The organism is Paenibacillus sp. UNC451MF (assembly GCF_000686845.1).
GTDB lineage: Bacteria > Bacillota > Bacilli > Paenibacillales > NBRC-103111 > Paenibacillus_S.
The window spans coordinates 25455-39334 of sequence record NZ_JMLS01000040.1 but is presented as its reverse complement, the minus strand read 5'-3'; the positions used below and the strand labels follow the sequence as shown (position 1 = coordinate 39334).

Sequence of the window (13880 nt, the reverse complement as noted above, 5' to 3'; positions counted from 1 at the left end):
TACAGGTGCTACCGGAGCAACAGGAGCTACAGGAGTTACAGGTGCAACAGGAGCTACAGGTGCAACAGGAGCAACAGGTGCTACAGGAGCTACAGGAGCTACAGGTGCAACAGGTGCAACGGGACCAACAGGTGCAACGGGGCCAACAGGAGCGACTGGTGTAACAGGGGCTACAGGATCAACCGGAGCAACAGGTGCCACTGGTCCAACTGGTATTTCACCAACTTTAGCATTTGCTGAAAACGCTGGATCAATAAACGTTTTTCCACCGTTAAACACGGAAGTAATAGTTGTAAGTGTTACTCAAGGTGTTTTAGTTAATCAGCGACTTAAAATTGATTATGCGTTAGCTATTGAATTAATTACTACTGCGAACTGGACATTTATTTTTGAAATACGATTATATCGAGATGCGACATTAATTGATACTAGGATCTTTAATTCAAATCAAACTAGTGCAGGGACTCATAGATTTCCATTAGCTAGTACCCAAGTGGATGTTGCTCCAGCCACTACTACCTCGACGTATTCTGTTAGAGTCATTGTTACGACAGCTAACAACGTTACATCAAGTACAGCAAATAATCGTGATTTAAACATTATAACATTCACACCATAAGAAAATTCAAAGAAACCTTAGGTAAAAGAAAAATGTAGAACGGGTCAAAAAGGATTTTATTCGGTCTACACAAATTATTAAGTATTCAACCGTTCCTGCCACCGATCATAAGGTTTAAGATGAGATGTGAACGCATCAATTAAGGTGCGGATCGTCGACCGTTATTACGGGAATAAAATCGAATACTCGCCTCCTGCTTTTCATGGAGGCTTTTGGTTTTCTTTAATTATTGCAAAAATTAATGTATGTCTTCGCCTTTTTGAACATACATACCTTACTGTCGGATGACAATAATATAGTCCGGATCAAATCAAAGTAAATCGCGGGCTTTTTAAGTGATCGGATCAAGTTCTTAAAAATTGGCAATATCAAGAACTTGATCCGATTGCCGATTTGTGACAAGAGAATGATTCATTGTCGCAGAACATTAGTTTAACGAAACAGCGCGAGTCTAAGACTTTATTTTCTCGTCCTTGACTGTCGCTGTTTTACATTCAAAGTCCAGTCTAAAACTTATTTAACGAGGTCTGAAGGAATGACAATTCGAAAAGCCGTATGGAACAAGGATATCCAGTCTAATACTTTATTTTCTGTTGACACGGGGAGCTGGGGCATCTGCTTACAGAAGAACAAGTCAAAGAAATCGGCAAAGTGGACGTTCTCATTGTGCCCGCAGGAAATCGACAAGAACAAAGGGGTAGAGGTGCTCGAAGGGATAGCGATATAACTTAAGCGGCAGCCGATCAGAGGTCGGCTGTTTCTTTGCATGCGTCTAGGATCGTAAATGCACCCACTACCAATGGTTCTAGAATTTGAACAATCAACTGAAATCAAACTATTGTGTCGTCCGGAACCCTTCATCTATAGTTTGTGTAACTGGTCCGCCTTTTAGAAACAGAGATGGGATCAGCACAAGGCGGCCGTGAGGCGCAGACGGAGGGAGGTTAGAATCTTTGTAAGCGTATCCACTAGTTCGATAGGTGAAGGGAGGACTGTGTAAGAGAGCTTTTTTATCAGTACCAACAAATGAAATGTTTGAAAGTATCAAACGTCATTTAATGATTAAGCTCTGTTAAACATCTTTGTTGATTTTTTTTGTAAAAGCAGCTAACACTTCTAAAAATTACACGGGTACGACCCTCGTTACATTTACGATAACCAGGGATAGCACGGTTTACGTAGCGATTGACGACTGAATTACTACGAAGCCTTCCTGGCTCTCAACATGGACAGACACTACCGATTATCTGACCGAATCCGAAGATGGTGTAACTCGAACTTTTAGTATATATAAGAAGACTTATACCGCCGATTCGCAGGTTAGTTTAGGTAATACTGGTGCAACGACATACGATAACTATACGGTATTAGTTAAGTAAATTAGGAGTTTCAACAATTTGGCTTAACTACAAATGCGCAAACGTAAAGGAACGCCTGTCTCTCTAAGACGGGCGTTCTTTTTGCTCGCAAACTCAGTCGTATCAAGGGTTTTTGAATTTGAACAGTCGACGGAAATCAAACTATTGAGTCGTTCCTAACACTGAGAGTATATTGTTGATGACTGGTCCGGGCAATCGGAATCAGGAGGTAGGGCCACAATCAAGGTTGCTTCTAAATTTTGAACAGGAGAAAGAAGGGATGCACATGGCTCGAACTACGACTCAGAGTAACTCGCAATTACTGCATACGGCGGTGAGGCGTCGATCGGCATCGGGGTTTTTGCGGGACTACCAGCTTTACTTGTTACTCGTCCTCCCCATTCTGTACTTTATAGTTTTTAAGTACGTTCCGATGTACGGTGCGGCGATAGCGTTTCAGGATTACAGCATCTTCCAAGGCGTGACCGGTAGTCCGTGGAACGGATTTGAAAACTTCCGGCAATTGTTTGCGATGAGCCAGTTTTACCAGGTTGTAAGGAATACGCTGATGCTGAACTTGCTGGATTTGTTGTTTTCGTTTCCTACACCGATCATTTTGGCTCTATTACTCAATGAGCTTAGGGTGATCTGGTTTAAAAAGCTGTCGCAGACGATTTTGTACCTGCCGCATTTTATTTCGTGGATCATTATCGGTGGTCTGGCCTTTCAGATGTTTGCAACAAATGACGGCCTTATCAACAATGTCATCGTCAGTCTCGGTCTTCCGCGGGTTCCTTTTTTGACTGACAAGAATGTCTGGGTCCTTGTTTACTTAGGAACCGGGATTTGGCAGAGCGCCGGTTGGGGGACCATCATTTATTTGGCGGCGTTAACCGGCATAAACAAGGAGCTCTACGAAGCTTCGGAGGTGGACGGTGCCGGTAGGTGGAAGAAGATGTGGCATATTACACTGCCGGGCATCCGTTCGACCATTGTTGTGATGCTGATCATGCAGCTAGGTCATATTATGACGATCGGCTTCGAGAGACCTTTTGTGATGGGCAATACGTTGGTTGCGGAGTATTCGGAAGTGATCAGCACCTTTGTGTATAAAGCTGGTCTTCAATCGGCACAATTCTCATTGGCGACAGCGATGGGCTTGTTCCAGGCATTGGTCGGACTCATCTTCGTGGTACTCGCCAATACGATTGCCAAACGATTTGGAGAGCAAGGGATATGGTAGGAGGAAACGATATGAAAACCCAAGTACAACAAACACCGTCGGGCTTCCGGCTCACGGACGCTGTCATCATGCTGGTTGTCGGAGCGGCCTTGTTCGTTTGTCTCCTGCCCTTTCTGTACATCATCTCGATCTCGCTTAGCTCTAAACAAGCCGTGATGTCCGGGCTAGTTACGATTTTTCCGAGGGAGCTGGACTTCCATGCCTACGAAATCGTGTTCACGGATTCGAGAATGTTGTGGTCGATGGGGTTAACCATCTTTCTTACGGTGGCCTATACTGCAATCAGCATGGTGATGAGCATCTGTGCTGCGTATCCGTTAACAAAGGAACGTCTGAAGGGTAAATCGGTGTTTATGCTGCTCATCGTCTTTACGATGTTTTTCAGCGGCGGATTGATTCCCGAATATTTGTTAGTGAAGCAGCTCGGGCTGCTCGACAATCTGTTATCCCTCATTGTACCGGGTATGATTAGCGCGTTTAACTTAATCATTTTGCGTACATTTTTCTTATCGGTACCGGCCAGTTTGGAAGAGTCGGCGTATTTAGACGGAAGCTCGCACATTGGCACCTTAATTCGCATCGTCCTTCCCCTGTCGATGCCGGTGCTGGCGACGCTTAGCCTGTTTTATGCGGTATCCCGATGGAACGGTTTTATGGACGCGCTGTTCTACATTACTCACGCGGAATTGTATCCGATTCAGTTGAAGTTGTACCAGGTCGTCATGAACAGCATGGTGACCGATCTGACTGCCCAGGAGGGAGCAAGTCAATTCGAATCCGTTCCGGAAAGCCTCAAGGCCGCCAGCATCATGTTCGCCACGACACCGATCTTGATCGTATATCCTTTTCTTCAGCGGTATTTTGTCTCCGGCATTATGATCGGCGCAGTTAAAGGATAAATTGAGCTTGAAAATCGGTTGTTCCCTTTGATCCTTGGGGGTAAATTAATATAAGAAGAGAAGAAAGGGAGTTATTACATGAAAGCAATGCAAAGAAGATGGTTTGGAATTTCGGCTTCCGCTGTGATGCTGGCGGGTATGATGTCAGCTTGTGCTACTCCGGCAAAGGAAGCCGCTCCAAATACCTCCGCAGGCTCGGCAAGCAGTGCAAGCAAAGAGCCCGTTACCCTGAAAGTGGAGATGTTCGATCGCGGCAATGCTCCTGCAGGCGCCGGTCCTGTGGATAATAACTTCTGGACGCAATGGATTCAGAAGAATTTCGGTGACCCGAACAATATCAAGCTCCAGTTTGTGCCTGTGCCGCGGAATCAAGAAGTAGATAAGCTGAACGTACTCATGGCCTCGGGTGATGCCCCCGATCTCGTGTTTACATATGACCCCACGACGATTAACAATTATGTTAAGGGTGGAGGATTGACTGATCTCAGTAAGCTGATCGACGAGAACGGGCCGAACCTGAAAAAGTTCCTCGGTCAAGAGGTTCTCTCCTACGGTGTTTTCAGTGGCAAGCAGTATGCTATCCCTGCCAAGAGAACGTTGCAATACAACAAGACCAGCTATATCCGCAAGGATTGGCTGGATAAGCTGGGGCTGCCGGTACCGAAGACAACCCAAGAGTTTTACCAAACGATGAAAGCGTTCAAGGAGAAAGACCCTGGGCAAACCGGCGGCAAAGTGATCCCATACTTGCTCGGTCCGATTGGCCATGGGCCGGACCCCAGTACTTTTATTGGCTCGTTTGTGAAAAAAATGTCGGAAGAAAACAATTATGCCTTATCGACGGGGCAGGGCTCCAACACACCTGAACTGATGAAGCCGGGTTACAAAGATGGAGTGCAGTTCTTGAACAAGATGAATGCAGAGGGCCTAATCAATTCGGACTTTGCGTTGGACAAGGACGACAAAGCCGCCGAGAAAGCCGAAACAAGCGGGATTGTTGGAGCGTTCACAGATATAGCTGCTCATCCGACCTTCATGGGTCAGGGCAATAGATTCGATACACTGAAGAAGAATGTACCGGGAGCCGAGTATGTGGCGATGGATGCATTTGTAAACGAAGAAGGCAAGACACCGAAAGGGATTTACGATCCGATCGGCATTTACATGATGATTCCGAAGGCGAGCAAGCACGCGGCTGAAGCGATTAAGTATTTGGATTGGATGTCGAAGCCGGACGTGTTGTTTACACTCACGAACGGTATTGAAGGCCAGCATTACACGCTGGAAAACGGCTTCCCCAAGGCGATTACGACGGATGAAGCAAAGAAAACATTTTATAATAACGCAGATATAGCGATCGTCATTAACGGTAAGGATTTCGGTTCTGCTGATAAAAATATCGAAGCCACTGCACTTTCGTTCCCTAATTATAAAGATCTTGCTAAACAATCGATTCTCTACGCTCTCAAAGATGGATACACAGCTCCACGCTTTGATCGTCCGATCGACTCCGAGATCAAATACGGCAAAACGCTCAGCGATAAGGCGACGGAAACGGTCGTTAAGAGCATTCTGGCCAAGCCGGAGGATTTCAACAAAATATACGATGCTTCGGTTGCGGAATATTTGAAGCTGGGTGGCCAAGCCGTAATCGACGAACGTAGAGCCGCTTACAAAGAAATGAAGAAATAAACCGGTTTATATATGGGGAGATGAAAGCCTGCCCTTCCGACGGCCTTTGATGCTCCCCATTCTATTTTCCATCACGGAGGAAAAAATATGGCTCAGAATAAGAAAAACTTCGATGTTTTATTTCAAGACCCTTCCGCGAAATATCGTGGTGCGCCTTTTTGGTCGTGGAACTGCGAACTGGATCAAGAAAAGCTTCTGAAGCAGGTGGATTATTTTAAAGAAATGGGCATGGGCGGTTTCCATATCCACGCAAGAATCGGACTTGACACACCGTATCTCGGAGAACAATTTATGGATGCTGTCAAGCTCAGCGTTGAGAAAGCGAAGCAAGAGAATCTGCTTGTCTATTTATATGACGAGGATCGCTGGCCTTCCGGATTTGCGGGCGGAATAGCGACGAAAGAAGAACGCTTTCGCGGCAGACACTTGGTTCTGATGCCGCGGTCCGGAGATACCAGAATCTATGATCCCGAACGGTCTTCGAATGAGAAGACGCTGTTAATCAGCTACGATATTACACTGGTAAACGGATATTTAACTTCCTGGCGGATTCTCAAGCAAGGCGAGGAAGGTGCAAATGTATGGGATTTGTATCTGGAGCTCCGGCCGAAGCTACCTTGGTTTAACCATGAATCCTATGTAGATGTAATGAATCCGGAAGCGATCAAGCGTTTTGTTGAAACGACCCATGAATTGTACTACAGGGAAATCGGAGAGGAATTCGGCAGTGTGGTTCCGTCGATTTTTACAGATGAGGCGCAGCTTACGCGTAATACCTTTCTGGGATATGCAGAGGCTAAGGAAGGCGTTACTTACCCCTTCACCGAAAAAGTAGCTGAGGTGTATAAGGAGCGGTATGGAGATGACTTTTTCGAGATCTTCCCGCAACTGGTATGGGAGCGTCCGGATGGAAAATCTTCCACGGCGAAATACCGGTACCGTGATATTGTAGCGGAAATGTTTGTCACTGCCTTTGCCGATACCATAGGCGCATGGTGTGAGGAGCATGGAATCACCATGACCGGGCACATGAAGAGTGAAGATACATTGCTCGCCCAGACAGCGGAACTCGGTGAGGCGATGCGGTTTTACCGGAGCTTCGGACTCCCGGGTATCGATGTATTATGCGATGATCGGGTATATTCTACCGCTAAGCAAGCGCAGAGTGCGGCGCATCAGTATGGACGGGAAGGTCTTATGTCCGAACTCTACGGCGCTACGAATTGGGATCTGGATTTCAGAAGACATAAGCTGGGGGGGGATTGGCAGGCGGCGCTGGGCGTTACCCTCAGAGTTCATCATTTGGCCTGGATGAGCATGGCGGGTGCGGCCAAACGAGACTGGCCGGCATCGATTTTTTACCAATCGCCTTGGTATAAAGAATATGCGATGGTTGAAGAGCACTTTGCTAGAGTCAATGTAGCTTTGACGAGTGGAAAGCCGCGTGTCCGCATAGGCGTGATTCATCCGGTGGAAACCTTCTGGCTATATACAGGGCCGAATGAACACACGAAGAGAATGCGGGATGAGCTCGAAAAGAATTTTCAAGGTGTCATCGAATGGTTGCTATTTGAACAACTGGACTTTGACTTTATCAGTGAGTCCCTGCTGAAGGATCAATATGCGGAAAGCTCGGACCGAAAATTCCATGTCGGCGAAATGGCCTATGATGTAGTTTTGGTTCCCAACTGCCATACCATTCGCAGCACAACGCTTTCAGCGTTGAGACAGTTCAGAGAAGCTGGTGGCGAAATTGTATTCGCTGGGGAGGCACCAACTTATGTAGATGCCTGTGATTCGGAGCAAGGAAGCCAATTTGCAAATGCGTGTAGCCGCGTAAGTTTTTCGAAGAACGGGATTGTTCGTGCGCTGGATAAATATAGAGATATCGAAGTAAGAAAGGCCGATGGTTCCACGGCGGATTTCATTCTATACCAGATGCGTGAAATCGAGGAGGGCCGCTTTGTATTTCTTGCCAACGGAAGAAAGATTATTAATGAGGATTTGACAACTTCGGAGCTGCTTAGAATCAGTATTCCGGGGACTTGGCAGGTAACGATCTACAATACCCACACTGGTTCAACGAAAGAAATAAAGGTCAATTATGCCAATGGCAGCACGGTCTTCAAATGGAGAATGCACGAAGATGACAGTCTTCTCTTGAAGCTTAAAAGAACCGATGAGACTTATGCCACAGCATGCGCAGCGGAAATCGTGGATGCAGCAAATCTCGCTGAGTGGGAAAACGTGAAAACCATTGTGAATCCGGCGAACTACTCGCTTTCCGAGCCGAATGTGCTTGTGCTCGATATGGCGGAATACCGTCTGGATAGCGGGAATTGGCAGCCAGTAGAAGAGCTGCTTCGCCTGGACAATAAGCTCCGCCAGCAGCTTGGGATGCCAATTCGCTATGAGAGAGTAGCCCAGCCGTTTGCCAATTCGAAGGAAAAGCCGGAGCATGTGCTTGAACTGCATTTCAAGGTTGAGCTGGAAGCCGGTCTTGATGAATGGTATCTGGCGTTAGAGCAGCCGGAAATGACGGAAATCATTGTGAACGGCGTTAAGGCAGAGCTGAAAGACTGCGGATTTTATGTGGATGAGAGCATCCGTAGGTTTGCCATGATGCCGGTATCTGCCGGAGAGCTGAATATTCATGTGAAAATAGCCTATGCGTCTCATTTCAACGTAGAAAATATGTATCTGCTCGGCGATTTCGGGGTGAAGGCTGTCGGAAATATGGCCTCCGTTATAAGGTTGCCTGAAAAACTCGGATTTAGCGATATATGTGGACAGGGGCTGCCGTTCTACGGTGGGAATGTTCGATATGAATTCGAATTTGAAGTGGAGGAAACAGGCGAGTACGAGGTAGGAATCACCAAATTCCGCGCGCCTCTTATCGGCGTCAGCGTGGACGGAAAGAGAACGGGAACGATTGCATACTCGCCTTACCGCGCATCGCTTGGATATCTGGGAAAAGGGAAGCACAGAGTCGTTTTGGAGGCTTTTGGAAGCAGAATCAATTCATTTGGACAGCTTCATCTGGCCGACGAGCAGCTGAGATGGTACGGTGATGCTTCATGGCGGACAGTTAATGAAAGCTTCTCTTATCAGTACCAGCTTAAGGCAGTTGGAATCTTAAGAGAGCCGGAAATTTATAAGAGAAAAACAAACTAGATATGTCGAAGGAGAATCGCCGGGGGGCCTTTTAGGGGGAGCCGGCGATTCTCTGCAGGCTTGGATGGAGAGGAGACTTACTTTGGCATTTAGCATTGACCGGAAAACAATTTACCGCATCCCGAACAATCCAACTTCGCCGGTTCGCCATGCTTGGGAAATGGTGAAGAGAGACCATGAACAGGTTCTGGGTACGGTACCGACCTCGGTTTTAGGGGAGGAGGAGCATGCTGACGTCGTGTTCCGCTATGCGGTACCTGAGGAAAGATGTCCGGATTGGCCGGAGGCATTTTGTTTTCGGTTTATCATGGATGGTGGAAGAACCGAGTTGCATATTGCTGCGAAGGACGATCTCGGCTTGGTTTACGGCATGCTCGAGTATAGCGGAAAGCATCTCGGCGTTGATCCGCTCTGGTTTTGGGCGGACTTGCCTCCCAAACGGTGCAGCCATATAGAACTTCCGACTAATGATTATGATTCGTTTGAGCCGGCTGTTCGATTCCGTGGTTGGTTCGTCAACGACGAGGTGTGTCTGATCGGGTGGAAGGAAGATTATCCTCCGACTCGTGAGGTATGGCAGCCAGTATTTGAGACGTTGCTGCGCTGTGGCGGAAATATGGTCATCCCCGGTACCGATCTACCGAAGCATGGAATTCATGCCGATCTGGCCGCCGAGATGGGACTTTGGGTCACACACCATCATGCCGAGCCTCTGGGAGCCGAGATGTTTCTGCGGGCCTATCCCGGAAAGAAGGCAAGCTATCAAGAAAACCCGGAGTTGTTCGAAACCTTGTGGGAAGAAGCGATCGAGAAGCAGAAGGACCGTAACATTGTTTGGGTTCTTTCCTTCCGTGGGCAAGGAGATGAGCCTTTCTGGGCAAAGGATCCTGCATTCGACACGCCGCAAAAGCGTGGTGAAATGATTAGCCGCGTCGTGCGCAAACAATATGAAATGATTCGAGGCAAGGTGCCTGATCCCAAGTGCAGTGTGGCATTGTATGGTGAGATCGCGGAATTATATAAAGCAGGTCATATCAGCATTCCGGACGATATTATCAAGATTTGGGCGGATAACGGGTACGGAAAAATGGTTTCCCGCCGTAATAACAACGAGAACTTGCGCATTCCTTCCTTACCCGGCCCTAAAGACAAAGGCAAGCATGGTATTTACTACCATGTGACGTTTCACGATCTGCAAGCTTCTAATCACTTGGCTTTGTTCCCATCGCCGACCAGCTTCATTAGAGATGAGCTGGAGGGGGCTTTCCAGGCTGGCGCAAAGGATTACCTTCTAGTCAATAGCGGCAACATCCGGCCTCATATCTATACGCTAGATTTGGTGCGCGAACTTTGGCTGGGGGGAGAAGTGGATGCGGAAGAGCACCTTCGTACTTTTGTTAACCGGATGTTCCCCACCGGTTCGGTAGAAATCGCCGAACTATACCGTGACTATGCTCGCAAAACGATTCTATACGGTCCGAACGAAGACGACCGGGCGGGAGACGAGTTCTATCACCATCCGGCCCGCAGAATCGTCGGTCATTGGCTTCAAGGGAGATCTGATCAACCGCTTGGCGCGTTGTATTGGGCGACAGGGGAAATCAATTTTCCGGATCAAGTGGAGTGGTTTCGACGGAAGTGCGCCGATGCCGTTCCTGGTTGGCTCGAACTGCTCGAGCCGATCGAAAGTCAGCTTCCAGGCCTTGCGGAACCGGACCGGCTTCGGCTGAAGGATCACTTGCAGTTGCACGTAGAGATGCATTTATCAGGCTGCGAGGGCTTCGATAAGCTAGGAAAATCGTACTCCGCCTACCGGATGGGAAATTTCCCGCTGGCGTTCGTTTATGCTTCACAGGCGATGTGGAAGTACGAGAAGGGCCTTGCTGCGCTGAAGCAAGCCGAACACGGGAAATGGTCTCATTTCTTTCGGGCGGATTGGCTGACGAATATCAGTAGCACGGTGCAAAATATGGACACGCTCCGCCGCTGGCTCCGCATGCACGGGGACAGCCCGGACTTCTTCTTGTGGTATAAGGAATTTATCATGCCGGAAACAGAGAAATATATTTATTTGGAAAACACGCACCGCAATCCCCTGTCGGATGACGAGCTAGCCCAAAAGCTGGCCGATTGGTTCGGTGTGTAACAGAATAAGCAGTCGGAACGCCCGTCATTTCAAGAAGGGCGTTTTTTTCTATTTGAGGTAAAAAGCTTGTAATAACAAGGAATCTGGAATTTGAACTATAGACGGAAATCGAACTATTGTGTATTCTGGAACACTTCTCATATAGTGGAGGTGATTCCTTTGTCTGAAATTGGTCTGTTGTGTCTTTCAACACAATTTATGTATAGTATGGTTAACTCGAATGATAAGGGTGGGGATGATGAAGATCGGTAATAATCATTACATCAATAGGATGCTGCTTTCGTACCTTCCCATTCTATTTGTCACGGCTAGTATGCTGATCATTATTTTCATTGCCATCATCAATCAAAATAATGTTCGTAATGCGATTCAGGCAAACCAGGTAACGGCTGCATTTATTGAGAACACGGTGGATAGTTCTTTGAAAAACATTTCCGTCGATGCTCAGAAAATGGTGGAAACGAACGATGAATTGCAGCAGTTTCTGGATGGGCCTTTGGATTGGGGAATGGCATTCGACATTTCTAATTTACTTAGCAATCTTAAAGTTCGATATGGGCTTATCGATTCCATATACGTATATCGGGCAAAGGATGGTATGGTGCTCGATCAAACCACGATGCGGCCCATTGATCAATTCCCCGATCAAAGCTATATTCGCAGCTCGAAGGAGCTTTTGCTGACGGGAGTTTGGACTTCACCGAGGCTTAAAGAAAGTGAAGGGATAAAGTCTCCCCCATCAGTAAGCGTTATTTCGTTAGGGTTGAAAATTCCCCGCGATTCCGGAAGTCTAGGTTATTTAATTATTAACATTAGGGTGTCTTCGATTGAATCTTATATTAAACAAATGATCGACCAGAAATTAACGGTAGCGGAACTGTTCGATGCCCAGGGAAAGCCATTCTTCGACGAGAAAAGCCCGGCAGCTTCTCAGAATAATCTTATTGCTAACGTCGTTTCGGATTATACGGGCTGGACGTACCGAATAGGCATCAAAGGCGGCAAACTGCTGGATTTCCTGTTTCATGGAAGCACGGTCTGGATCCTTTTGGCCCTCGGGGCAATCGTCTTTGCGGTTGGGGCGACCTTTTACGTTACCCGCAGAAGCTATAAGCCGATCGAAGCGATTTTACAACGGATCAACCATTTTTCTTCGGCCATCAAGGCTCCTGATCAGAAAGAAAATAAAAATGAATTTGCTTTTATTGATAACGCGATTGAACGCTTAATTACGAATAATATGGCTTTTCAAGAAAAACAGCAGGAACACTCGGTCATTCGAAGACAGCAGTTTCTGCAAATGTTATTAAAGGAGGAATATGAAGGCGATCCCGTTTCGTGGGAGCAGGAACGGCATCATTTCGGGCTAGAGGCAGGTTATTTTATTGTAGCTGTGCTGGAGCTTGACCACTATGTCAAATTCGGACTGAACTATAATCCAAGTGACCAATCGTTGTTCAAATTTATTATCAGCAGTGTTGCTGTTGAAGTCGCGGAGCAGAATGGCCAGCGGATCGTGGTGGAGTGGATTTCGAAAAATCTGCTTGTCTTCCTGCTCATTTCAGAGGAAAACGGGTCATTGGAGCATCGTGTGCTTCAAATCTCGGAACAAATTCGGTCTTGGGTCGAGGAGCACCTTGAATTCACGGTTACGATTGGCGTCGGTACGGCCGCCGACGAGGAATCTGCCATCGGCGGCTCATTTAAAGCAGCAGCAGAGGCTGTTAGCCATAAAGTAACACGCGGTACAAATCAAGTAATTGCCGGGGTTGAAATTACAAGGAAGCACGATGGAGAACTATTCGACTATCTAGACACCATTCGAACGATTGTCCGTATGCTTCGGATGTCGGAACCTAATTGGATGAATGAGCTGAAGAGACTGTTCGGCATGATGACCTTGCATCATCTTGGTAAAGACGATGTCGATCGTTTGCTGCACTACTTTATCTTCCATCTCGAATACGAGCTGGAAGGAGCACAGCTTGAAGTAGAGGATTGGCTACGAAAAGCCAAGCCGGGCTTGCTTCTCGCGATTGAACAATCGGATACTCTAATGCAGCTTGAAGCTTGTTTCCAAACAGCTTTGGAGCAGCTGGCCGGTCAGCTTGGGGAGCTTGCCCAGAGCCGCCGCTACAATACGCTGATGAGGCAAATTCGCGATTATGTAGCGGAGCATTTTATGGACCCGAATCTTTCCCTTACGATGCTGAGCGACCTTTTTCAAATCAATTCCAAATATTTAAGCCAGTTGTTTAAAGAAAGCTTTGGTCAAAATTTTACGGACTTTCTTCTCGAATTAAGAATCGAATATGCTAAGAAGCTACTTTGCGAGTCTGAGGCACCCGTACAGGAGATCTCGGAAAAGGTTGGATATCTGACTCCGACTTCATTTATTAAGGTTTTCAAGAAGATCGTTGGCTTGTCACCAGGACAGTACAGGGAGTCTCAAACGAAAACTTTTTCGGAGGAAGAATGATGCCCCCCCCGTTTTTTTTTTTTGATTTGTTAACGAATCGAATCTAATTGCAGTTGGGAACGCCTGTATTTTTGAGACAGGCGTTCTTTTTTTGCCGTCAATGCCAGTCATATCAAGGGTTTTGGAATTTGAACAGTCGACGGAAATCAAACTATTGTTTTGAACGGAGTACTTCATTTATATTGTGGATGACTGATCTGAACTTGAGTTTTGAAATCGTATTCAAGATTTGGGTCGACCCCTCTCTTTGTAGAGGTGGAACATACATGT

General features: G+C 46.9%; 7 protein-coding genes and 1 pseudogene. All 8 read left to right on the top strand.

The genetic code is table 11. From position 1 onward, the window contains the following. Positions 1–619: pseudogene (locus BP97_RS39905) on the top strand (hypothetical protein); the annotation flags it as partial. 535 nt (positions 620–1154) lie between these two features. Further along, positions 1155–1346: a hypothetical protein gene (locus BP97_RS0128740; protein WP_028552198.1), complete on the top strand. Its 192-nt coding sequence runs from the start codon at positions 1155–1157 to the stop codon at positions 1344–1346. A 917-nt stretch (positions 1347–2263) separates the two neighbouring features. Next, on the top strand, positions 2264–3220 hold the full coding sequence (locus BP97_RS0128735; RefSeq protein ID WP_028552197.1) for an ABC transporter permease: 957 nt from the start codon (positions 2264–2266) through the stop codon (positions 3218–3220). 11 nt (positions 3221–3231) lie between these two features. Continuing rightward, complete coding sequence (locus BP97_RS0128730) at positions 3232–4119, top strand: carbohydrate ABC transporter permease (protein ID WP_028552196.1); 888 nt, start codon at positions 3232–3234, stop codon at positions 4117–4119. Positions 4120–4197: 78 nt separating this feature from the next. After that, on the top strand, positions 4198–5811 hold the full coding sequence (locus BP97_RS0128725) for an extracellular solute-binding protein (RefSeq protein WP_028552195.1): 1614 nt from the start codon (positions 4198–4200) through the stop codon (positions 5809–5811). An 87-nt stretch (positions 5812–5898) separates the two neighbouring features. After that, positions 5899–8985 carry a glycosyl hydrolase gene (locus tag BP97_RS0128720; RefSeq protein ID WP_028552194.1) on the top strand — a complete coding sequence of 1029 codons (3087 nt, stop codon included), beginning with the start codon at positions 5899–5901 and terminating at the stop codon, positions 8983–8985. A 64-nt stretch (positions 8986–9049) separates the two neighbouring features. Then, a complete protein-coding gene (locus BP97_RS0128715; RefSeq protein WP_081824408.1) occupies positions 9050–11131 on the top strand; it encodes a glycosyl hydrolase 115 family protein in 2082 nt (693 codons plus the stop codon). Between the two features lie 238 nt (positions 11132–11369). Next, positions 11370–13610 (top strand): AraC family transcriptional regulator, encoded by a 2241-nt coding sequence (locus BP97_RS0128710; RefSeq protein WP_028552192.1) that lies wholly within the window; start codon positions 11370–11372, stop codon positions 13608–13610. The last annotated feature ends 270 nt before the right edge of the window (positions 13611–13880 follow it).

Coding starts and splice junctions, on each gene's coding strand:
- BP97_RS0128735 (WP_028552197.1), top strand. CDS start 2,264: ATGGCTCGAACTACGACTCAGAGTAACTCGCAATTACTGCATACGGCG.
- BP97_RS0128740 (WP_028552198.1), top strand. CDS start 1,155: ATGACAATTCGAAAAGCCGTATGGAACAAGGATATCCAGTCTAATACT.
- BP97_RS0128720 (WP_028552194.1), top strand. CDS start 5,899: ATGGCTCAGAATAAGAAAAACTTCGATGTTTTATTTCAAGACCCTTCC.
- BP97_RS0128725 (WP_028552195.1), top strand. CDS start 4,198: ATGAAAGCAATGCAAAGAAGATGGTTTGGAATTTCGGCTTCCGCTGTG.
- BP97_RS0128715 (WP_081824408.1), top strand. CDS start 9,050: ATGGAGAGGAGACTTACTTTGGCATTTAGCATTGACCGGAAAACAATT.
- BP97_RS0128730 (WP_028552196.1), top strand. CDS start 3,232: ATGAAAACCCAAGTACAACAAACACCGTCGGGCTTCCGGCTCACGGAC.
- BP97_RS0128710 (WP_028552192.1), top strand. CDS start 11,370: ATGAAGATCGGTAATAATCATTACATCAATAGGATGCTGCTTTCGTAC.